Source organism: Tropicimonas sp. IMCC34011, assembly GCF_003390865.1.
GTDB lineage: Bacteria > Pseudomonadota > Alphaproteobacteria > Rhodobacterales > Rhodobacteraceae > Tropicimonas_B.
In genome coordinates this window covers 176,231-198,928 of sequence record NZ_QMEJ01000006.1, presented here as the reverse complement: position 1 = coordinate 198,928, position 22,698 = coordinate 176,231, and the positions used below count along the sequence as shown (strand labels likewise).

Genomic DNA, 22,698 nt, shown 5'->3' with positions numbered 1-22,698 from the left:
ATGGATTGGCCGATCGGACTGGTCCTCCTTCTGGGCCTCATCTTCCTGGGCGTGCCCATCGCCTTCGCCCTCTCCGCCATCGGACTGATCGGGGTGATCTCCATCATCGGGCTCGACCCCGCGCTTGCGATGTTCGGGCAGGTCTATTTCGACAGCGGCCGGAGCTACACGCTCTCCGTCGTGCCGCTGTTCCTTCTGATGGGCAACTTCGTGGTGCAGTCCGGGATCGCGGGGGAACTCTACGACGCCGCGAATGCCTGGCTGAGGCACCGCAAGGGCGGGCTTGCCATGGCGACCATCGTGGCCTGCGGCGGCTTCTCGTCGGTCTGCGGCTCGTCGCTTGCCACCACGGCGACGATGGGCCGGATCAGCCTGCCGGCGATGCGGCGCTACGGCTACTCGGACCGGCTCGCCGCCGCCTCCGTCGCCGCCGGTGGCACGCTCGGCATCCTGATCCCGCCCTCGGTGATCCTCGTGATCTACGGGATCCTGACGCAGCAGGACATCGGCAAGCTCTTTCTCGCAGGGCTCATCCCCGGCCTGATCGGGATCCTGTTCTACATGGGCGCGGTGCGCCTGTCGCTCCTGATCCACCGCGAGACCATCGAGACGATGCCGAAGCTCTCCTTCGCCGACCGCCTGAAGGCGACGCGCGGCGTGGCCGGCGCGCTCATCCTCTTCGTCTGGGTTCTGGGCGGGATCTATCTGGGGGTGTTCACGGCGACGGAGGCGGCCGGCATGGGGGCCGGCGGCGCGATCCTGATCACGGCCCTGCGCGGGCAGCTCACGTGGAAGCTCACGCTCGCCACCCTCTTCGATACCGCCAAGACCACCGCCGTCATGTTCTTCATCCTGTTCGGCGCGCTCTACTTCCTGAACTACGTGAACCTCTCGGGCCTGACGACGGACCTCAGGGGCTGGATCATGGGGATGGATGTGGGGCGGATCGGCGTCATCCTGATGCTGATCGTGCTGTTCCTCGTGCTTGGCTGCCTTCTCGAAAGCCTGTCGATGATCCTGCTGACGGTGCCGGTCCTCTATCCGATCGTGGCCGATCTGGGGTTCGACCTGATCTGGTTCGGCATCTTCGTCGTCGTGGCGACGGAACTGAGCTACATCACGCCGCCCATCGGGATGAACGTCTTCGTCATGCGGATCGTGGCGCCGGACATCCCGCTCCAGCGGGTCTTCGCGGGGGTCCTGCCCTTCGTCTTCGTTGACATCCTGCGGCTCCTGCTGCTCATTGCGGTCCCCGCCCTTGTGCTGTTCGTGCCGAACTCGATGTAGATGGACCATCCAGACCAGACCGACGCTCTCGAAGAGGCCGCCATCGAGCGGCCTTTTCTGTCAAATTACCTGCTGTTCCTTCTCGCCTCCACGAGTGCGTCGGCGAGCGAGGAATTCCATGCGACCGTCCGCGCAAACGGGCTGCGCGTGCCTGAATGGCGCGTGCTCGCCTGCCTGCACGAGGAGGACGGCCAGATGGTCACGCGGCTCGCGCCGCTGGCGCTGGCGGAGCAGTCCCGCCTGACCCGCATCATCATGCAGATGGACGCGCGCGGCCTCGTCGAGCGGCGGAGCGACCCCGAGGATCGCCGCCGCGTCCGCATTTATCTGACCGACGAGGGACGCGCCCTCGCCGAAGACATGATCGCCCGCGCCCGCGACCACGAGGCCGAGCTGCTGAGCGTCCTGCCCGCCGGCAAGGGAGAGGAACTGCGCAAGCTCCTCAAGGAGGTTCACGCAAAGCTCACGGCGAGAGACTGACGCGCACCGCCGGACAGGAGGAGGGCCCGGCGGGATCAGTCCGCGTCCGCACGGCGTGCGATGACGCCCAGCGGGATGCGGGTGCGCTGCGAGCGTCGGCAGGTGGCCCGCCCACCCCGGGATCCGCGCGGAACTCCCCGCTCCGAAACCCGAAGCTTTAGAGCATCCCCGCCGCGCGTGGCAGCCAGAGCGACAGCGCCGGGAAGAATGTCAGCAGCATCAGCATGAAGATCAGGAGCGCCATGAAGAACCACGTCTCCCGGATCATCTCTCCGAGCGGAATCCCGTTCAGCGCCTTGATGATGAACAGCAGGATCCCGTAGGGTGGCGTGATCAGGCCGATCATCATGTTGAAGACGAGAACCACGCCGAGGTGATGCAGGTCGATCCCCATCGCGGCGGCGGTCGGGATGAACAGCGGCGTGACGACGAGCATGATGGTCGAGACGTCGAGCACGCAGCCCATCAGCAGGTACAGCAGATTCATCAGCAGCAGGAACTGCCAGGTCTCCATTTCGATGGACTGGAACAGCGAGAAGACCGCCTGCGGCACCTGCTCGACGGTGACGACATAGTTGAAGATGAACGCGCCGCACAGGACGATGGTGACGACGCAGGTCGTCTGCACCGTGTCCCGAACCACGCCCATCAGCTCGCGGAACCCGAGCACCCGGTAGGCGAAGGACGCAAGAAGTAGGGCGTAGAAGGCGGAGACGGCCGCGGCCTCGGTCGGCGTGAAGGCGCCCGAGTAGATGCCGCCGAGAAGGATCACCGGCATCAGGAGCGCCGGGAAGGCCCGGACGATGATCAGCGGGATCGCCTTGAGCGCGGTCGGCGCCTCGACGGGGAAACCGCGCACCTTGGCCATGATGGCGACGGCCACGCCGAGGATGACGCAGAAGAGAAGCGCCGGAACGACGCCGCCGAGGAAGAGAGCGCCGACGGAGGTCGATGAGATGAGGGCGTAGAACACCATCGGGATCGACGGCGGGAAGATCGGGCCGACCACGGCCGAGGCCGCCGTCATGGCGCCGGCGAACCCGCGGGGATAGCGGTTCTCCCTCATCATCATGTCGGTGATGATCTTGCCGACGCCCGCGGCATCGGAGATCGCCGAGCCGCTCATGCCGGAAAAGATGAGGGAAGTCAGGATGTTGACCTGGGCCAGACCGCCCGGAAGGCGGCCGACCATGGCGAGCGCGAAGTTCAGGAGCCGGTCCGAGATCTTGCCCGCGTTCATGATGTTCGCGGCGAAGATGAAGAGCGGCACGGCAAGCGCGACGAAATTGCCGAAGACACCGTTGAGCACGTTCTCCGCGGCCAGTCCGACGTCCCGGCCCGCCATGGCGAGGTAGAACACGCTGGAGACGATCATTGCCAGCCCGAAGGGCAGGCCCGTGATCGTGATGCCCACCATGATGACGAGCATGATGAGCAAGGCGTTATCGGCCAGGAACTCCATGGGGCGGTCTCCGGATCAGATTTCGTGGCGCCAGTGCGGGCCGAACAGCCGCGCGAGCCGGTACACCGCCTGGATGGTGAAGCCCACGAGGAAGAGGATGTAGCAGCCGTAGACGAGGTTCATCGGGATCCGGAGAACCGAACTGTCCCGCCGCGCCATGAAGGACAGGTAGTCCCACGTGTAGGGCACGAGCAGCACGAAGGCCGCGATGGCTGCGGCCAGCGAGATCATCGAGAAGATGCGTTTCGTCCGCTCGGACACGACATCGTAGACCACGTCGAAGGAGACGTGTTCGCGGACCGGAACGGTGAACGCGGCGGCCCAGAACACCGTCCAGATGAACGCGATCATCACGAACTCTTCCGTCCAGAGGAGCGGACTGTTCAGCGCGTAACGATAGAACACCTGGATGATGAATCCGCAGAAGGCGGAGAGGAACAGGACGATCCCCACCGCATCTGCGAAGAACTTGGCCCGCGCCCCCCAGACGTGGAGGGCGCGGCGCCCGTCCTTGGTCGCCGCGTCCGTCACCGATCAGTCCTCGGAGCCGGGGGCCAGCTCGTTGATCCGCTCGACCCAGCCCTCGGGCCAGTCGTTGGAGCGGTCGCTGTCCATGTAGACCTGCTGGACATGGGTGCGGAAGGCGTCCACGTCGGGCTCGGTGATGGTCAGACCCTCATCCTCGAAGAAGCCGACGAGACGCTCTTCCTCGCTGAGACGCTGCTCGTTGTTCCACGCGCAGGCGGCATCGCCGGCCTCTTCGACAGCGGCCTGCTGTTCCTCGGTGAGATCGTTCCACACCTCGTTGGAGATCACGAGGTTGATCGCGTCGACGAGGTGACCCGTCATCGTGATCTGCTCGGTCACCTCGTAGAACTTCGCGGCCTCGATGGTCGGAAGCGGATTGTCCTGCGCGTCGATCGTGCCGGTCTGAAGGCCGAGATAGACCTCGCCGAACGGCAGCGGCGTCGGGTTGGCGCCGAGCGACTGCCCCATGAAGAGCCATGCATCGGAGCTCGGCATCCGCAGCTTCAGGCCGGCCAGATCCTCCGGCGTCTCGATGTCCCGCGCGTTGCGCAGGTTGAGCTGGCGCGTGCCGAGGTAGCATTGGGACAGCAGCTGCATGTTCATCTCGTCGGAGACGGTGGCGCGGACCTCTTCGCCGATCTCGCTGTCCATTACCGCGGCGTAGTGTTCGGGGCTCCGGAACAGGTAGGGCGACGGGAAGAGACCGTATTGCGGCATCCGGTCGGCGATGAGCTGGAACGACAGGTAGGTCAGCTCGGCATTGCCGCGCTCGACGGCATCGACGTCGGCGCCCTGCCCGAAGAGCGAGCCCGAATCGTAGATCTGCACGTCGAACGCGCCGGGCATCGCGGCTTCGAGGTTCGACTTGAACTCGCCGAGAGCGCGGGTGTGGATGTCGCTCGGCACGCTCGGCACCGAAATCTTCAGCTCGATGGCGTCCTGCGCGGTGGCGGCGCCCGTCAGAGCGGTGGTGCCGACGAGTGCGGCAGCGGCGAAAGTCCTGATCATGTAAAACCTCCCTGGGGTCTTCTGAAGCACAACCCGACCATGCGGCGAGCCATGTCTGAAAGCGAGGATGACATTGCAAGACCCGGGAATTGATGTAAAGAGTGATTGTATCAGTTATACACTCACTTGATCAGCCAGTGAGCCGACGGCATGGGAGCCCCCGAGATGATTGACCAGACGGACCTGCGGGGCGTGATCGCTGCCTGCATCACGCCGGTGACCGAAGACTACCGGATCGACGTGGCCCGACTGGGATCCCACGCCGCGTCCATGCTGGACGGCGGTTGCAGCTTCGTGACTCTCTTCGGGACCACGGGCGAAGGCGCGTCGTTCTCCTCGGAGGAAAAGCTCGCCGCCCTGACGGGGCTGCGCGATGCCGGCCATGACATGCGCCGGCACGTGCCCGGCGTCATCGCCTCCTCGATCGACGAGGCCGCCAAGATGGTCGCCGGCATCGCAGCGCTCGGCTGCCGAGCCGCCCTCGTCCTGCCGCCCTTCTATTATGCTCCCGCGAGCGTCGAGGCCGTGGCCGACTTCTACCGGGCGGTCATCGAGCGGGCGGGATCGCCCGCGCTCGACATCGTGCTCTACAACATTCCCGCCTTCAGCGGCGTGGGCCTCACCCCCGATCACGTGGCGGCGATCCAGGGCGTCCTCGGCGGGCGCGTGGCCGGCCTGAAGGATTCCACGGGCGATCTGGACAACACGCTTGCGATCGTACGGGGTTTCCCAGATCTCTCCATCTTCACCGGTGATGACCGGATCCTGCCGGACGTCATCGCCGAGGGTGGCGCGGGCCTCATCGGCGGAACGCCGAACCTCTTCCCCGAAACCGGTCTCAAGCTCGCGTCGCCCTCCCCCGACGCCGCGGACCGGACCCTCGCCGCCCGTCGCATCGAGGCGATCGACGGCAATGGCGGCCTGACGGTCATCAAGAGTGTCCTCGCGCACATGAAGGGTGACGATGCCTACGCCCGGGTGGTACCACCCCTCGCAGCCACACCCGCGGACACGCTGGCATCCCTGCTCGGCGCCCTGACCGCATCCCCGGAGGAAGTACCCGTCGAATGAGTTCACCGTCCGCCCCTCTGCGCGGCAAGGCCGGCCCGCCCGGCACCAGCAGCGTCCGCACCGCGGGGTACCAGCGCTTTCTCGATGCCCTGAGGACCGGCGAGCTCAAGCCCGGTCAGATGGTGTCGCAGAAGGCGCTGTCGGAGAATCTCGACCTCTCGGTCGGGACGCTGCGGGAGCTTCTGCCGCGTCTCGAATCCGAGGGGCTCATCAAGGTCCTGAATCAGCGCGGCATCCTGATCCCGGCGATCGACCTGACGATGATCCGGGAGACCTTCCAGCTTCGCATGGCGCTGGAGCGCGAAGCCGCCGCACAGGCCGCCGACGACATGCCGCAGGAGGCGCTCGACGCCCATCGCGCCAGCCACGAGGCGATGATGGTGGCGATGCGCGAATGCCCGACGGAGGCAACGCTCGCCGAGGCGGAGGAGATCGACGCCGCGTTCCACGACGCCCTCATGGATGCGACGGGGAACGCTCTGCTGATCCGCACCTACGAGATGAACACGACGCGGATGCGGCTGATCAAGCTCTACCGCCATGCCCTCTCCGCGGCCTACATGCTGGATGCCTTCACCGATCATCTGGCCATCATCGACGCCATCGGCTCGCGCGACCGGGCCGCCGCCATGGCCGCGATGGAGAGCCATATCCAGAGCGCCCGGAGCCGGGCCGTTCACCTCTGACGTCAGTAGGTCCATGTCCGACGCCCCGTCCGCGCTCCGCGCGATCCGCCTCAGATGCGAGCATCTGAACCCGACGCTCGGCCTGAACAGCGCCCGCCCCCGCTTCACATGGTCCCTCGGCGGACAGGCCCTCGGTCAGAGCGCCTGTCGCCTCCTCATCGGCGAAGACCGGGACGCCGTCGCCTCCGGCCGGGCCGATCTGTGGGACAGCGGACGCCGCGAAATGTCCGGTCTCGGCGCCTCCTATGACGGGCCGCCCCTGCCCTCGGACAGGCATCTGTGGTGGAGCGTGCAGCTTTGGGACGAAGCGGGCCGCCCCGCCCCGATCCCCGATCCGGCCGAGCTCTTTACCGGGCTCTTCGCGGAGGATTGGCAGGCCGAGTGGATCGCCCGTCCCTTCGTCCCCGCCGCGGGCCGCCCGGTGCCGCAGGATGACGCGTACGACAACCGCTTCCAAGCCCGCCCCGTCGATTACCTGCGCCGCGAGCTGCACCTTCCGAACGCTCCGGTCCGAGCCACGGCCTACACGACGGCGCTCGGCCTCTACGAATTTTACGTCAACGGCACGCGCATCGGCTCCGACGTCCTCGCCCCCGGCTGGACCGATTACCACACGCGGGCCGAGTACCAGGTCCACGACGTGACCGGGCACCTGCGCGCGGGCGGGAACGCCCTGGGCGCGATCCTCGGCGAGGGATGGTACAGCGGCCGGGTCGGCCACAACCAGCGCCGTGCAGGCAACCATTACGGCGGTCGGCCCGCCTTTCTCTGCCAGATCCACCTGCATTACGCGGACGGAACACGTCAGGTCCTGCGCAGCGACGACGGCTGGACCTGCGCCCGCGGCCCCATCCTCTACAGCGACTTCCTCGCCGGCGAAGCCTTCGATGCCCGGAAAGAGATGTCCGGCTGGTCGGCTCCCGGATACGACGATGCGGACTGGCAGCCCGTCGAGACCGGTGATCCAGAACCCCGCGCGCCCGAGCTGAACGCCGCCCGCGCACAGCCCATCCGCGAGGTCGAACGGCTTGGGGCGCGGGAACTCGGTCCTTGCGGGTCCGAACGCATCTACGACCTCGGCCAGAACATCGCCGGCTATTGCGAACTCAAGATCACGGCGGAGCCCGGAACCCGCATCCGCCTGCGCCACGCCGAGCGCCTGACGGAAGACGGCGCGCTCTATACCGAGAACCTGCGCTACGCGGTCTCCGAGGACGTCTACATCGCCAGGGGCGGCGGCGAGGAGGTCTATACCCCCCGCTTCACCTTCCACGGCTTCCAGTATGTCGGCCTCACGGTCGAGAGCGGCGCCCTTCTTGCAGAGCCTGCCCTCACCGGCATCGCGCTGCAGACGGACATGCCCCGCACTGGAGAGATCGACACCGGCAACGCGCTTCTGAACAAGCTTCTGTCCAACATCTTCTGGAGTCAGCGGGACAACTTCATCGCCGTTCCCACCGATTGCCCGCAGCGGGACGAGCGGTATGGCTGGACGGCGGATGCGCAGGTCTTCTGGCGGACCGCCGGCTTCAACATGGAGACGACGGCTTTTGCGACGAAGTACTTGGAGGACTTGATCGACGGTCAGTCCCCCGAAGGCGCCTTCCCGGATGTCGCCCCGACGAAGCCGCTCAATCCCTATCGCCTGACACCGCAGCCGGGCGCGCCGGGCTGGGGGGACGGGCCGATCATCATCGCGTGGCACGACTATCTCAGAACGGGCCGGACGGACCTTCTTCACCGCGCCTGGGAGCCGTTCGTGGCGTGGATGGACTATATCGAGGCCGCCAACCCGGATGGCGTCCGCCTGAACCGGGTGAACAACAATTACGGCGACTGGCTGAATGTCGGCCCGCGCAGCGATCCCGCCCTCGTCGCGAGCGCCTACTGGGTCCACATCGCGGATCTGATGGGAAAGATCGCGGGCGTGCTCGGCCGCGACAGAACGCGCTGGCACCTGCTCGCCGCCCGCCTTCGCGCGTCGTTTCGCGGCGCCTTCGCGGATAGCGAGGGTCGCCTCTCGGGAGACACGCAGACCGCCTACCTCCTCGCGCTCGACTTCGGTCTCCTCGAGGACCGGTCCCCGGCCGTCGCCCGTCTCGGCCAGCTCTTAGAGGAGGCGGGCTGGCATCTGCAGACCGGCTTTCTCGGCGTGCGCCATGTCTGCCCGGTCGTCGCGGACGAGCTCTCGGAGCGCCGCGCGGTGGATCTGCTCCTCAAGGAGAGCTTTCCCTCCTGGGGCTTCTCGATCCGTCACGGCGCCACGACGACGTGGGAACGCTGGGATGGCTGGACGCCCGAGCGCGGCTTCCAGAGCGCCAGCATGAACTCGTTCAACCACTACTCCTTCGGCTCGGTCGGGGAGTGGATCTGGTCCCGCCTCGCCGGCATCGACTGGGATGAGGCGGCGCCGGGGTTCGCGTCCATCCGGATGCGCCCGATCTTCGACGAGCGCATCGGCCATCTCGCCGCCCGCTACGACGCGCCCTCCGGCAGGATCGAAAGCGCCTGGCAGATCGACGGTGCGACGGGGCGGTGGACCGTTTCGATACCGCCGGGGGCGACGGCCGCGATCACCCTGCCCCGCACCGCAACGGATCCGACCTTGGCAGGAGCACCCCTGCAGTCCGCCCCTCTCGGCCCCGGCGCGCATGTGATCGAGTTCGGTTACAAAGCGGACCAAGACTAACGCGGAGCAAGGGGCCGGCCCCGCGCTCGGTCTCGTCACGATCCATGAGGGCGCCCTGCGGCTCCGTCAGATCCCCCGGAAGATCTTCGACTCGCCGATGGTCTTTTCCAGCGCGGAGATCCGGTCGGCGCTGCTGTCCGAGAGCCGGCTCTGCACCTCGGCGATCAGCGCCTCGACGAGCAGGTTGATGGCGAGCGTCGAGTCCCAGCTCGACGGCACCTCGATCGCCGCGCGGAAACAGACCGAAGCATGCGGCTCGATGGGCGAGCCCCAGACATCGGTAAAGAGCACTATGCTCACGCCCTGCTCGACTGCAAAGCCGGCGAGCTTCTCCAGCTCCTTCTCGTAGCGACGGATATCGAAGATCACGAGCGCGGAATGGGGGCCCATGTCGAGCAGCGATTGCGGCCAGACGCTCGGGGAGCTGTCCATCAGGAAGACGCGCGGGCGAATGATCTGAAGGTGATTGAAGAGATAATGCGCGTTGGAGCGGGTGATCCGCCCGCCCATGATATGCAGCTCCCGCGCCGTGTCGGACAGGATTTCCGCCGCGCGGTCGAACTCCGCAAGGTCCAGACGCTCCAGCGTGCGGTTGATGTTGGCGGTGGCGCTGGCGACGAAGCGGGAGACGATGTGATCGCGCGGCGCATCGGGCGAGACCGGCTCCAGTTTGGCGAGCGGCTCCTTGATGCGCGCCGCGATATCCTCCCGGATCGCGTCCTGAAGGTCGCCGAACCCGTCGAAGCCGAGCTTGCGCGCAAGGCGGATGACGGTCGGCGTCGAGACCTGTGCGCTGTCCGCCAGCCGGGTGATCGATTGCAGGCCGGCGACCATGGCGCCGTCGATCAGAACGGCCGTGAGCTTCCGCTCCGACGCCGTCAGATCGACCTCCTTCTCCTTCAGAAGATCGCGGACCAGGGGGCGTTTGCTCAAGGGTGGCGTTCCTTCCGCTACAGCCGTCTCTTCGATGTACCCAAGGATACAGAATAAATCTTGACACAAGCCAGTCGGCTGTAATGATATTTTCACAAATGGCATGGACGGGACAAGAGAAATGGCCCGAGACGACTGGACAGCGGCACATGTGATCGGCCCCGAACGGCCGGCCGCCCTCGTCGTCGCCTGCGAACACGCCTCCTGCCACGTCCCCCCGGAGCTGTCGGATCTCGGTCTCGATGCCGGGGTCCTGCAATCCCACGTCGCCTGGGATATCGGCGCGGCGCCGGTGGCCCGTCTCCTGGGCGAGCTCCTAGACGCTCCCGTGGTCGAGGGCGCGATCTCTCGCCTCGTCTACGATTGCAACCGCCCGCTCTCGGCGCCCGATGCGATCCCCGCGCAGAGCGAGATCCACGCCGTTCCGGGCAACGCGTCCCTCGCTGAGGACGCGCGGCGGGAGCGCTTCGACCGGGTCCACACGCCCTACCACGACGCTCTGGCCGGCGTATGCAGCGCGCAGGAGGAGAAGACGGGGCGGACCGCGACGCTTCTGACGATCCACAGCTTCACGCCAATCTACAACGGCATGGCGCGCGAGCTGGATCTGGGCTTCCTCCACGATGCAACCCCGGACCTCGCCGAGGCCGCCTGCCGTGCTGAGACCGCGCGCGGCATCTGGCGCGCGGCGCTGAACGAGCCCTACTCGGCGGCGGACGGCGTGACCCATACCCTGAAGCTCCACGGCGAGGACAAAGGGCGCCCGGCCCTGATGATCGAGATCCGGAACGACCTCATCGCGGACGATGCGGCGGCGGAGCGGATGGCGCGGCATCTGACGGAGACGCTCAAGGAGCCGCTCGCCCGGACCGGTGCGGGAGAGGTCCGCGCATGAACCTCCTCCGTCTCTTCGTCGCGGCCGTCGACCGCATGAATTACGGCCTCGGCCGGCTGGTGATGTTCGGCATCTTCGCCCTGATGGGCGTGCTGATGTGGTCCACCGTGTCCAAGGTCTTCTTCATGCCGTCGCTCTGGACGCTGGAGATGGCGCAATTCATCATGATCGCCTACTTCGTCCTCGGCGGCCCCTACGCGATGCAGATGGGCACCCATGTGCGCATGGACCTGATCTACGGATCGCTCTCGCCGCGCAGGAAGGCCTGGACGGATGCCGTGACCGTCCTCGTCCTGATCGTCTATCTCGGGATCATGCTCTGGGGCGGGATCGACAGTACCCGCTATTCCTTCCAGTACGGCGGCGAACGCAGCCCCTCGGCTTGGCGCCCCTATCTGTGGCCGATCAAGGTCACGATCTGCGTCGGCATCGCGCTTTTGCTGCTTCAGGCGTTGAGCGAGCTTGCCAAGGACGTGTTGTTCCTGCGCACCGGACGCCCCCTCAGACACCAGGACGAGGAGCCGGGCGATGCCCTATGAGCTGATCGCCGCCCTCATGTTCTCCACGATGATGCTGATGCTCTTCACCGGGCAGCGCGTCTTCGGCGCCATCGGCTTCGTCGCCGTCATCGCTGCGGTACTCCTCTGGGGCGACCGGGGCGGCTACGACCTCGGCTTCTCCGCCATCATCAAGGTGATGCGGTGGTATCCGCTTCTGACGCTGCCGATGTTCATCTTCATGGGCTACGTGCTGTCCGAGTCGAAGATCGCCGACGATCTCTACCGCATGTTCCACGTCTGGACCGGCGGGACGCCCGGCGGCCTCGCGATGGGCACGATCGGCCTCATGGTGCTGATCTCCGCGATGAACGGGCTGTCGGTGGCCGGCATGGCCATCGGGGCGACCATCGCCCTGCCGGAACTCCTGAAACGCAACTACGACAAGCTGATGGTCACGGGGGTGATCCAGGCAGGCTCCTCCCTGGGTATCCTCGTGCCGCCATCCGTCGTCCTCGTCCTCTACGCGATGATCGCGCGGCAGCCGGTGGGTCAGCTCTGGCTCGCGGGCGCCCTTCCGGGACTGATGATGGCGGGGCTCTTCATCCTCTACATCTGGATCCGCTGCCGCATCACGCCGGAGCTCGGACCCACGCTGACCGAGGCGGAGCTGGCGGAGATCACGCGGGAGGAGAAGATCCGCCTCCTCTGGGCCGGGCTCCTGCCCGTCGCGATCTTCGCGGTGATGATGGTGCCGTTCGTCAACGGCTGGACCAGCCTCGTCGAGAGTTCCGCCATCGGCGCAATCGCCGCCTTCGTTGCCGCGGTTCTCAAGCGCCGGATGACGTGGACCGTCTTCGAGACGACGATCCGGCAGACCCTCGGCATCACCTGCATGTTCATGTGGATCATCACCGCCGCCCTCGCCTTCGGCGCCGTGTTCGACGGGCTGGGCGCGGTGCGGGCCATCGAATCCCTGTTCACCGAGCAGCTCGGCCTGAACCCGTGGATGATCCTCATCCTGATGCAGCTCAGCTTTCTCGTCATGGGCACGTTCCTCGACGACACGGCGATGCTGGTCATCGTGGCGCCGCTCTACGTGCCGCTCGTGGGCGAACTCGGCTTCGATCTGGTGTGGTACGGCGTGCTCTACACGATCACCTGCCAGATCGCCTACATGACGCCGCCCTTTGGCTACAATCTCTTCCTGATGCGCGCGATGGCCCCTCCGGAGATCGGCCTGCGGGACATCTACCGCTCCATCGTGCCCTTCGTCTTCGTCATGATCCTCGCGCTCGCGCTGGTGATGATCTTCCCAGAAATCGCTCTGTGGCTGCCGAGCAAGGTGTACGGTCTCTGAGCGACCAGACAGAGCCGGGAAAACCGGCCGTTTCCCCCCACCAAGGAGATACTTCAGATGACGACCACGAGACGCAAGTTCCTCCAGACCGCGGCCGTTGCCGGCCCCGCGACCCTCGCCGCGCCCTCCATCGCGCGGGCGCAGGAGCCGATCCGCTGGCGCTTCCAGACCTATGCCGGCGCCGCCCTCGGCGAACAGGTCACGAAGCCCATCATCGACTACATCAATGCCGCCTCGAACGGCGAGATGGAGATCGAGCTGTTCTATGCCGACCAGATCGTGCCCACGGGCGAACTCTTCCAGGCGCTTCAGCGCGGGACGATCGATGCCGTGCATTCCGATGACGACAGCATGGCCTCGCCGACCCCGCTCCGGGTCTTCGGCGGCTACTTCCCGTTCGCGACCAAGCACATCCTCGACGTGCCGGTGCTCTTCAACCAGTACGGTCTGAAGGAGATCTGGGACGAGGAGTATTCGAAGGTCGGCGTGAAGTGGCTCTCCGCCGCCGGACAGGATCCCTGTAACTTCAACACGACGCGGGAAATCACGTCGGTCTCCGATCTGGACGGGCTGAAGCTCTACACCTTCCCGACGGCCGGACGCTTCCTGTCCCGCTTCGGCGTGGTACCGGTGAACATCCCCTACGAGGACGCCGAGGTCGCCGTGCAGACGGGCGAGCTCGACGGCATGGCGTGGTCCGGCATCACCGAGGATTACACCGTCGGCTGGGCGGACGTGACCGACTACTTCCTGACCAACAACATCTCGGGCGCTTGGATCGGCTCCTTCTTCGTCAACCAGGAGCGCTGGTCGGAGCTGCCCGATCATCTCAAAGAGCTGGTCATGGCCGCGATCGAGGCCGGCCACACCTACCGCAACCAGTGGTATTGGGGCGGCGAGGCGCGGCTGAGGGCGACCGGCGAGAAGCTCGAGCTGCGCACCGTTCCGGCCGAGGAATGGGCCGAGGTCGAGAACGCGGCCAAGGAGTTCTGGGACGAGATCGCCCAGGAGGGCGAGGTGCACCAGAAGGTCGTCTCCATCTTCCGCGAGTACAACGACATCATCAACCAGGCCGGCCCCCCCTACACCAACGGCTGAGCCAGACCATGAGGGGGCGGCCTGGGTAGAACCGGGCCGCCCCTTCCCCCGCGCACGCACTCCAAGGATCGATCCAGATGCCCGGAAACCTGACGTTCGACGCCCTGAAGAAAAAGGCCGAGGCCGGGGAGATCGACACCGTCCTCGCCGCCATGGTGGACATGCAGGGGCGCCTGATGGGCAAGCGGTTCCACGTCTCGAACTTCATCGAGCACGCCCACGAGGAGACGCATTGCTGCAATTACCTCCTCGCCACCGACCTCGTCATGTCCACGCCGGAAGGCTACGCCTCGACGAGTTGGCGGACGGGATACGGCGACTACGTGCTGAAGCCGGACCTCTCGACGCTCCGTCTCGTGCCCTGGCTGGAGGGAACCGCGCTGGTCCTCGGTGACGTGCTCGATCACCACGATCACGCCCCCGTCCCCCATGCCCCGCGGGAGATGCTGAAAGCGCAGGTCGCGCGGCTCGCCGAAATGGGCCTCGATGCCGCGATGGCGACGGAGCTGGAGTTCTTCCTGTTCGAGGGCGATTACCGCACGCTCCAGAAGGACGGGTATCGCAACCTCGTCCCCTTCAACGGCTTCAACGAGGACTACAACCTCTTCCAGACGACCAAGGAGGAGGCCGTGATGCGGCCCCTTCGAAACCACCTCGTGGCCGCCGGCATCCCGGTTGAGAACACCAAGGGCGAGGCGGAGACCGGCCAGCAGGAGCTCAACATCCGCTACGCCTCCGCGCTCGATTGCGCGGACCATCACACCATCGCCAAGCAGGCGACGAAGGAGATCGCGTGGCAGAACGGCTGCTCCGCGAGTTTCCTGCCGAAATGGGCGCCGGACAAGGTCGGCTCCTCCAGCCACGTCCACCTGTCGCTCTGGAAAGACGGCGAGGCGGCGTTCTACGACGACGCGGACCCACACGGCATGTCGGAGCTGATGCGCATGTTCGTGGCGGGGCTTCTGGCCTACGCGCGGGACTACACCTTCTTCCTCGCGCCCTACGTCAACAGCTACAAGCGCTTCGCCCCCGGCACCTTCGCGCCCACCAAGGCCGTGTGGTCGGTGGACAACCGCACCGCCGCCTTCCGCCTCTGCGGCGAGGGAACCAAGGGGATCAGGATCGAGTGCCGCACCGGCGGGTCCGACATGAACCCCTATCTCGCGCAGGCCGCGCTGATCGCGGCCGGCATCCGCGGCATCGAGGAAAAGCTGACGCTCTCCCGCCCCTACGAGGGGGACGCATACGCGGAGGACGACGTGGAGGAGATCCCGCGCACCCTGCGCGATGCGATCGAGACCTTGCGGAACTCGACCATGTTGCGCGAAGCCTTCGGCGATGCCGTGGTCGACCACTACGTCCGCTGCGGAACATGGGAACAAGAAGAATACGACCGCGCCGTGACCGACTGGGAGCTCGCGCGCGGGTTCGAGGGAGCCTGACCAATGACGACCAAGCTGACATGCGTCTCGCCGATCGACGGATCGGTCCTTGCCGAACGCGAGACACTCTCGCCCGAGGCCGCACGAGATGCCGCCGCCCGCGCCCGCACCGCCCAGACGGAGTGGGCGGCACGGTCCATCGCCGAGCGCGCGGCCCTCGTGCGCGCGGGGATCGAGGCCGTGGGGGAGATGAACGACGAGATCGTCGAGGAGCTGGCGCGGATGATGGGCCGCCCGGTGCGCTACGGCGGCGAGTTCGGAGGCTTCCGTGAGCGCGGCAGCCACATGGCCGACATCGCCGAGGCGGCCCTTGCGGATATCGAGGTGGGGGACGACGACACCTCCCGCCGCTACATCCGCCGCCTGCCCTGGGGCGTCGTCCTTGTCGTCGCGCCCTGGAACTACCCTTGGATGACCGCGATCAATACCGTCGCGCCTGCCCTCATCGCCGGCAACACCGTGCTTCTGAAGCATGCGACGCAGACGCTTCTCGTGGGGGAGCGGATGGCACGGGCCTTCCACTCCGCCGGCATCCCGGAGGACGTGTTCCAGAACGTCTTCATGGACCACGATACGACCAGCGCCCTCATCTCCGCCCGCGCGGTGGACTTCGTGAACTTCACCGGATCCGTCGGTGGTGGCCAGGCGATGGAGAAGGCGGCTGCGGGGACCTTCACGCCCGTCTCGACCGAGCTCGGCGGCAAGGATCCGGGTTATGTCCGCAAGGATGCCGATCTGGATGCGGCGGTGGACGGGCTGATGGACGGCGCGATGTTCAATGCCGGCCAGTGCTGCTGCGGGATCGAACGCATCTACGTCCACGAAAGCCTCTATGACGCGTTCGTCGAGAAGGCGGTGACCTGGGCCAAGGCCCTGAAGCTCGGCGATCCGCTCGATCCCGAAACGACGATCGGCCCGATGGCGAACGTCCGCTTTGCCCGGACGGTGCGGGAGCAGATCGACAAGGCGGTGGCGGAGGGCGCGACGGCGCATCTCGAGACCTCGCCGGCGGACGATGGCGGCGCCTATCTCACGCCGCAGGTCCTGACCGGCGTCACCCACGACATGGACGTGATGCGGGAGGAGAGCTTCGGTCCCGTCGTCGGCATCATGCCGGTCAAGGATGACGATGAAGCGGTCCGGCTGATGAACGACAGCCGCTTCGGCCTCACCGCCAGCATCTGGACCCGTGACCTCGATCGCGCCGCCGAACTCGGCGACCGGATCGAGACCGGGACCGTCTTCATGAACCGCGCCGATTATCTCGACCCCGCCCTCTGCTGGACCGGCTGCAAGGATACCGGCCGCGGCGCGGGGCTCTCCATCCTCGGCATCCAGGCGCTCACCCGCCCCAAATCCTACCACCTGAAGAAGTCGTCCTGATGAGTCCTACCGCCAACTGGTCCTACCCCACCTCGATCCGCTTCGGCGCCGGCCGCATCTCCGAGCTGCCGGGCGCCTGCACGGCCGCCGGGATCACCCGCCCGCTTCTCGTCACCGACAAGGGGCTTGCAGGGCTCGAGATCACCGAGCGCGCTTTGGAGATCCTCGACACGGCGGGCCTCGGGCGCGCGATCTTCTCGGACGTCGATCCGAACCCGAACGAGAAGAACCTCGCGGCAGGCGTGAAGGCCTACCGCGACGGCGGACATGACGGCGTCATCGCTTTCGGTGGCGGCTCCGGCCTCGACCTTGGCAAGATGGTCGCCTTCATGGCCGGCCAGACCCGGCCCGTCTGGGATTTCGAGGATATCGGCGACTGGTGGACCCGCGCCGACGCGGACGCCATCGCGCCGAACATCGCCGTTCCCACCACCGCCGGGACCGGCTCGGAGGTGGGCCGCGCCAGCGTCATCACCAATTCGGTGACGCACGAGAAGAAGATCATCTTCCACCCCAAGGTCCTGCCGGCCGTCGTGATCGCGGACCCCGAGCTGACCGTTGGCATGCCGAAGGCGATCACCGCCGGGACCGGCCTCGACGCCTTCGCCCATTGCGTGGAGGCTTTCTCCTCCCCGCATTATCACCCGATGAGCCATGGCATCGCGCTCGAGGGGATGCGGCTCGTGATCGAGAACCTGCCGCGGGCCTACGACACGCCCGGCGACATCGAGGCGCGGGCGAACATGATGTCCGCCGCCGCGATGGGGGCCACGGCCTTCCAGAAGGGCCTCGGCGCGATCCATGCGATGAGCCATCCCGTCGGCGCCATCTGGGGCACCCACCACGGCACGACGAATGCCGTCTGCATGCCCGCCGTGCTGGAGCTGAACGCCCCGGTCATCGCCGAACGCTTCGACCGCGCCGCGGGATATCTCGGGATCGACGGCGGCTTCGACGGATTCCGCAAGTTTGTGGACGACTTCAACGCGCGCTTTGCCATTCCGGGGAAGCTGCGCGACCTCGGCGCGACGGGCGACCGCATCGACGATCTCGTCGCGATGGCCCTCCGCGATCCGTCCTGTGGCGGCAATCCGGTGGAGCTGACGGAGGCCAACATGCGGGCGCTGTTCGAGGCGACGATCTGACACCGCCCGGGACGGGAGCGCCGCTCCGTCAGACCCGCGCAGTATACCATATCAGACAAAAGGAGCGCCGCCCCATCGGGCGGCGCTCCTCTTTTCTTGCGCTTTCGGGCGTTCACTCCGCGGCAGCGGCGAGCCTCGGCTCAAGGGACGCTGCCTCCGCCCGCGCCTCGGCCTCCCGCACCTTCCGGCGTCCGAAGAGGCTCATCACCATCACGAAGAAGAGCGGCACGAGAAGCACGCCGAAGATCGTGGAGGACAGCGTGCCGCCCAGAACGCCCGCGCCGATGGCGTTGCGGCCCCCGGCGCCGGCCCCGGTGCTGATCACCAGCGGCAGCACGCCGAGCGAGAAGGCCATGGAGGTCATGATGATCGGCCGGAACCTCTGGACCGAGGCTTCCCGGGTCGCGACCATCAGGGTCTCGCCACCGTTCATCCTCTCGCGCGCGAACTCGACGATCAGGATCGCGTTCTTGCCGGTCAGGCCGATGACCGTCAGGAGGCCGACCTGGAAGAAGACGCCGTTCTCGTACCCTCCGAGCCATGCGCCGACGAGCGCGCCCAGAACGCCGATGGGCATCGCGAGCATCACGGCGAACGGGATGGTCCAGCTCTCATAGAGCGCGGCAAGGGACAGGAACACCGCCGCCAGCGACAGCGCATAGAGCAGCGGAGCCTGACTGCCCGATTCCTGCTCCTCCAGCGACAGGCCGGTGAAGGCGACCTCGAAGCCGGGAAGCTGCTCCGCCAGGCGCTCGATCTCCGCCAGTGCCTCGCCGGAGGTCACGCCGGGCGCGGGATCCCCCTGAAGCTGCATCGCCGGGAAACCGTCGTAGCGATAGACGCCCTGCGGACCCTGCTGCCAGTTGCCCTCGGCGAAGTTGCCGAAGGGCACAAGGCCGCCCGACGAATTGCGCACCCGCCACTGGTCGAGATCCGACGGCGTCGCCCGCGAGTCCGCCCGGCCCTGCACGTAGACGCGCTTGATCCGGCCGGCATCGACGAAATCGTTCACGTAGCGCCCCGCCCAGGCGACGGAGAGCAGATTGCTGACGTCGCTCGCGGAGAGGCCCATCGCGCCGGCCTTGCGCCAGTCGATGTCGAGGTTGAACTGGGCGGCATCCTCCAGTCCGTTCGGCCGCGCGGAGGCGATCAGCGGGCTTTGCGCAAGGAGGCCGAGCATGGCGTTGCGGGCCTGTAGAAGCTCGTCATGGGTCTGCCCTCCGCGCGCCTGAAGGTAGAAGTCGAAGCCCGAGGCGTTGCCGAGCTCGGGAATTGCCGGCGGCACGATCGGGAAGACCATGGCGTCGTTGATCTGGCTGAACGCCCCGAAGGCGCGCCCCGCGACGGCCTGCGCGCTCTGAGCCGGAGAGGGACGCTCCTCCCAGTCCTTCAGCCGCACGAAAGCGAGCGCCATGTTCTGGCCCTGCCCGCCGAAGCCGAAGCCCGCCACGCCGAAGACGGACTGCACGTTCTCGCTTTCGTTCTGCAGATAGTGGTCCTCGATCTGGCTGACGACGTCGAGCGTGCGGTCCAGCGTCGCCCCGGTGGGAAGCTGCACGATGGTGAAGAGGACGCCCTGGTCCTCCTCGGGCAGGAACCCCGTCGGAGTCCGCAGGAACATCAGGACCATCGCGACCGCGATGCCGACATAGGCCAGGCCCGAGATGATGCGATGCCGCGTGATCCAGCCCACCATGCTGCCGTATCCGCGCATGACGCCGTTGAACCCCTTGTTGAACCAGCCGAAGGGCCCGCGTTTCGCGGCGCCGTGACCGGGCTTCAGAAGGGTGGCGCAGAGCGCAGGGGTCAGGGTCAGGGCGACGACCACGGACAGCACCATGGCGGACACGATGGTGATCGCGAATTGCTGGTAGATGACGCCGGTCGAGCCGCCGAAGAACGCCATCGGCACGAACACCGCCGACAGCACCATCGCGATCCCGATCAGCGCACCGGTGATCTGGCCCATCGACTTGCGGGTGGCCTCCCGGGGGGAGAGCCCCTCCTCCTCCATGACCCGCTCGACATTCTCGACCACGACGATCGCATCGTCGACGAGAAGACCGATCGCGAGCACGAGGGCCAGCATCGTCAGCGTGTTGATGCTGTATCCGGCCACGGCGAGGATGCCGAACGTGCCGAGGATGACGACCGGCACGGCCAGCGTCGGAATGAGGGTCGCGCGCAGGTTCTGAAGGAAGAGGAGCATCACGAAGAAGACGAGGACGATGGCCTCGACCAGCGTGTGAACCACCTCCTCGATGGAGATCTCGACGAACGGCGTCGTGTCGAAGGGAATGACGTAGTCCATGCCCTCGGGGAAGAACGCGGCAAACTCCTCCATCCGCTCCTTGACGGCCTCGGACACGTCGAGGGCATTGGCCCCTGGCGCAAGGCTGACGGCCATGCCCGCCGAGGGCTGCCCGTTGAAGCGGGATTCGAAAGCGTAGCTTTCCGAGCCGATCGCCACCTCCGCGACATCGTCGAGAAGCACGAGGCCGCCGTTCACGTCCGAGCGCAGCACGATCTGCCGGAAATCCTCCGGCGTGCTCAGGAGCGACTGCGCCGTGATCGTGGCGTTCAGCATCTGCCCTTCGGGGGCGGGGCGGGTGCCGAAAGCGCCGGCGGAGATCTGCGAGTTTTCGGCGCTGACCGCCGCGACGACGTCGCTCGGCGTCAGTTCGAAGGCCGCGAGCTTGGCGGGATCGAGCCAGATCCGCATGGCATATTGCCCGCCGAAGACCTGCACGCTGCCGACCCCCTCGATGCGGCTCAGCTCGTCCACGATATTGGTCGAGAGGTAATCGCCGAGATCCGCCTGGTCGAACGTGCCGTCCTCCGAGATGAGCGACAGGACCATGAGGAAACCGGCGGAGGATTTCTGTACCCGGACGCCCTGCCGCTGCACGGGTTCCGGCAGAAGCGGCGTCGCTTGGCTGAGCTTGTTCTGCACCTGCACCTGCGCGATGTCCGGGTCGGTGCCCGTCTCGAAGGTGAGGGATACGCTCGTCGTGCCGGCGGAGGAGGAGTTCGAGGAAATGTAGCGCAGCCCGTCCAGCCCGGTCATCTGCTGTTCGATGACCTGCGTCACCGTGTTGGCCACGGTCTGCGCAGAGGCGCCGGGATAGGACGCCGAGACGCTGACGCTCGGGGGCGCGATCTGGGGATACTGGGCGATGGGGAGGGTCGTGACCGCAAGGAACCCGATCCCCATGATGAGGATCGAGATCACCCAGGCGAAAACGGGACGGTCGATGAAGAAGCGGGACATGTTATTCGCTTTCGTCGCCGGAGGCTTCGGGATCGTCGCTGCCTGCAGCGGGTCCGGTATCGGTTTCGGACCCGGCCTCCGCCGGGGCGGCATCAAGGTCGGCGGGAGCGGCCTCGGCGCCTTGCGAAGGAGCCGCCTCCTCGTCCGCGGTGTCGCCCTCGGCGGTTGCCTCCGCGGCGTCGTCCGCAGGGGCTTCGCTTCCCGACGCCTCGTCGCCGGGGCCGGCCGTGCTGTCCTCGGCGCCGCGCTCCTGCGGCGTGACGGTCGCGCCTGGCGCTGTGTTCTGGGAGCCGGCGACGATCACCCGGTCGCCGGAGGACAGTCCATCGGTGACCACCCAGTCCGCACCGAGATCCTGCAGGATCGTCAGGGGTCGCTGCTCGACCGTGTTCTCGGCGTTCACGACGAGCGCGAGCGGGTTGCCGCGACGGTCCCGCGTGACGCCTTCCTGCGGGACGAGAAACACGTCCTCGGCGGTGCTGGTGGGCATCTCGACCTGAACGTACATCCCGGGCAGGAGCAGCCCGTCCGGATTGTCGAAGGACATGCGCAGGACGATCACGCCCGTCTGCTCGTCCACATGCGGCTCGGCAGCGCGCAGGGTGCCCGACTGGTCGTAGGAGCTGCCGTCGGCGAGCGTCAGCGTGGCCTCCTGGCCGGTTCCGGGCGTGCCGCCCTGCGCCGCATCGCGCCGCCAGCCTATGAGATCCGCTGCGGACTGGGTCACGTCCACGTCGACCGGATCGAGTTTGCGGATCGTGGTCAGGGGGTTGGCCTGGCTGCCGGTGACGAGTTCGCCGACGCTCGCGAGGGAGAAGCCCACCTCGCCGGTGATCCGGGCCCGTACATCCGTGCGGTCGAGGTCGATGCGCGCGGAGCTGAGCTGCGCCTCCGCCATCTTGAGCTGAGCGATCGCGCCGTCCCGGGTGGAGACCGCCGCGTCCTCGTTGGACTGACTGGAAATTCCACGTTCCGACAGCGTCTGCATCCGTTCCGCCTCGCGCTCGGCGGCCCTGAGCTGAGCCTCCGCCTGCGACACGGAGGCCTCGGCAGAGGCGAGCGCCGCCTCATAGGTCGCGCGGTCGATCCGGTAGAGGACGTCCCCCTCTTCGACATGCGTCCCTTCCTCGAACAGACGCTCGATGATGATGCCGCTGACCTGGGGCCTGACCTCCGCCTGCGCCGAGGCACGGACGCGGCCCGGCAGCGTTGAGGTGAGGACCACGTCCTGGGCCTGCACGGTCTCGACGGTGACGGCGGCTGGCGGGCGCCCCTCCTGCGCAGGGGCCGCGGCGGCGGTGACCGCGAGGAACAGAACGAGGGCCGATCGCGCGAACAGTGCCGGACGGGACATGGAAAAGCTCCTGCTGTACGAAATGGAGCGGAGTAGAACTTGCCGCCCAGACAGCGGCTCATTACAAAACCATCGAGTTTTGTAAATGCCGCATTCGCGCAGTTCCGGT

General features: G+C 66.8%; 18 protein-coding genes. 12 read left to right on the top strand and 6 right to left on the bottom strand.

Features of this window, described 5'->3' with window-relative positions; genetic code table 11:
- On the top strand, window positions 1-1,287 hold the full coding sequence (locus DQG15_RS17550) for a TRAP transporter large permease (RefSeq protein ID WP_116087597.1): 1,287 nt from the start codon (window positions 1-3) through the stop codon (window positions 1,285-1,287).
- A complete protein-coding gene (locus DQG15_RS17545) occupies window positions 1,288-1,767 on the top strand; it encodes a MarR family winged helix-turn-helix transcriptional regulator (protein WP_116087595.1) in 480 nt (159 codons plus the stop codon).
- 157 nt (window positions 1,768-1,924) lie between these two features.
- Here the strand turns inward: DQG15_RS17545 and DQG15_RS17540 are convergent, their stop codons facing one another.
- The 3 genes from DQG15_RS17540 to DQG15_RS17530 are packed head-to-tail and all read right to left on the bottom strand — an operon-like array spanning window position 1,925 to window position 4,765.
- On the bottom strand, window positions 1,925-3,229 hold the full coding sequence (locus DQG15_RS17540) for a TRAP transporter large permease (RefSeq protein WP_116087593.1): 1,305 nt from the start codon (window positions 3,227-3,229) through the stop codon (window positions 1,925-1,927).
- Between the two features lie 15 nt (window positions 3,230-3,244).
- Window positions 3,245-3,760, bottom strand: a complete 516-nt coding sequence (locus tag DQG15_RS17535) for a TRAP transporter small permease (protein ID WP_116087591.1) — start codon at window positions 3,758-3,760, stop codon at window positions 3,245-3,247.
- 3 nt (window positions 3,761-3,763) lie between these two features.
- Window positions 3,764-4,765, bottom strand: a complete 1,002-nt coding sequence (locus DQG15_RS17530) for a sialic acid TRAP transporter substrate-binding protein SiaP (protein ID WP_116087589.1) — start codon at window positions 4,763-4,765, stop codon at window positions 3,764-3,766.
- A 165-nt stretch (window positions 4,766-4,930) separates the two neighbouring features.
- Between DQG15_RS17530 and DQG15_RS17525 the strand changes: the two genes are divergently transcribed.
- From DQG15_RS17525 to DQG15_RS17515, 3 genes are read left to right on the top strand one after another with little or no spacing between them, the layout of a single operon-like run.
- Window positions 4,931-5,836, top strand: coding sequence for a dihydrodipicolinate synthase family protein (locus DQG15_RS17525; RefSeq protein WP_116087722.1), 906 nt, complete (start codon window positions 4,931-4,933; stop codon window positions 5,834-5,836).
- Complete coding sequence (locus DQG15_RS17520; RefSeq protein ID WP_116087587.1) at window positions 5,833-6,522, top strand: GntR family transcriptional regulator; 690 nt, start codon at window positions 5,833-5,835, stop codon at window positions 6,520-6,522. The genes DQG15_RS17525 and DQG15_RS17520 overlap by 4 nt, the downstream gene beginning before the upstream one ends.
- A gap of 13 nt (window positions 6,523-6,535) precedes the next feature.
- Window positions 6,536-9,211: a family 78 glycoside hydrolase catalytic domain gene (locus DQG15_RS17515; RefSeq protein WP_198665187.1), complete on the top strand. Its 2,676-nt coding sequence runs from the start codon at window positions 6,536-6,538 to the stop codon at window positions 9,209-9,211.
- A gap of 66 nt (window positions 9,212-9,277) precedes the next feature.
- On the opposite strand, the gene DQG15_RS17510 is transcribed toward DQG15_RS17515, so the two are convergent.
- A complete protein-coding gene (locus tag DQG15_RS17510) occupies window positions 9,278-10,144 on the bottom strand; it encodes a MurR/RpiR family transcriptional regulator (RefSeq protein ID WP_116087582.1) in 867 nt (288 codons plus the stop codon).
- A 121-nt stretch (window positions 10,145-10,265) separates the two neighbouring features.
- Between DQG15_RS17510 and DQG15_RS17505 the strand changes: the two genes are divergently transcribed.
- The 7 genes from DQG15_RS17505 (at window position 10,266) to DQG15_RS17475 (ending at window position 17,964) form a co-directional block, all read left to right on the top strand.
- Window positions 10,266-11,039 (top strand): N-formylglutamate amidohydrolase, encoded by a 774-nt coding sequence (locus DQG15_RS17505; protein WP_116087580.1) that lies wholly within the window; start codon window positions 10,266-10,268, stop codon window positions 11,037-11,039.
- Window positions 11,036-11,578 carry a TRAP transporter small permease subunit gene (locus DQG15_RS17500; RefSeq protein ID WP_116087578.1) on the top strand — a complete coding sequence of 181 codons (543 nt, stop codon included), beginning with the start codon at window positions 11,036-11,038 and terminating at the stop codon, window positions 11,576-11,578. Before DQG15_RS17505 ends, DQG15_RS17500 begins: the two co-directional genes overlap by 4 nt.
- A complete protein-coding gene (locus DQG15_RS17495) occupies window positions 11,568-12,896 on the top strand; it encodes a TRAP transporter large permease subunit (protein ID WP_116087575.1) in 1,329 nt (442 codons plus the stop codon). Before DQG15_RS17500 ends, DQG15_RS17495 begins: the two co-directional genes overlap by 11 nt.
- Window positions 12,897-12,953: 57 nt before the next feature.
- Entirely contained in the window at window positions 12,954-13,994 is a 1,041-nt protein-coding gene (locus DQG15_RS17490) for a TRAP transporter substrate-binding protein (RefSeq protein WP_116087573.1), read from the top strand.
- A 77-nt stretch (window positions 13,995-14,071) separates the two neighbouring features.
- The gene (locus DQG15_RS17485) at window positions 14,072-15,436 is read left to right on the top strand and encodes a glutamine synthetase family protein (RefSeq protein ID WP_116087571.1); all 1,365 of its coding nucleotides are present in this window, start codon (window positions 14,072-14,074) and stop codon (window positions 15,434-15,436) included.
- A gap of 3 nt (window positions 15,437-15,439) precedes the next feature.
- On the top strand, window positions 15,440-16,819 hold the full coding sequence (locus tag DQG15_RS17480; protein WP_116087569.1) for an aldehyde dehydrogenase family protein: 1,380 nt from the start codon (window positions 15,440-15,442) through the stop codon (window positions 16,817-16,819).
- Window positions 16,819-17,964 carry an iron-containing alcohol dehydrogenase gene (locus DQG15_RS17475; RefSeq protein WP_116087567.1) on the top strand — a complete coding sequence of 382 codons (1,146 nt, stop codon included), beginning with the start codon at window positions 16,819-16,821 and terminating at the stop codon, window positions 17,962-17,964. Before DQG15_RS17480 ends, DQG15_RS17475 begins: the two co-directional genes overlap by 1 nt.
- A gap of 112 nt (window positions 17,965-18,076) precedes the next feature.
- Here the strand turns inward: DQG15_RS17475 and DQG15_RS17470 are convergent, their stop codons facing one another.
- Window positions 18,077-21,235: an efflux RND transporter permease subunit gene (locus DQG15_RS17470; RefSeq protein WP_116087565.1), complete on the bottom strand. Its 3,159-nt coding sequence runs from the start codon at window positions 21,233-21,235 to the stop codon at window positions 18,077-18,079.
- 1 nt (window position 21,236) lies between these two features.
- Window positions 21,237-22,589, bottom strand: coding sequence for an efflux RND transporter periplasmic adaptor subunit (locus DQG15_RS17465; RefSeq protein WP_116087563.1), 1,353 nt, complete (start codon window positions 22,587-22,589; stop codon window positions 21,237-21,239).
- Window positions 22,590-22,698: the final 109 nt, after the last annotated feature.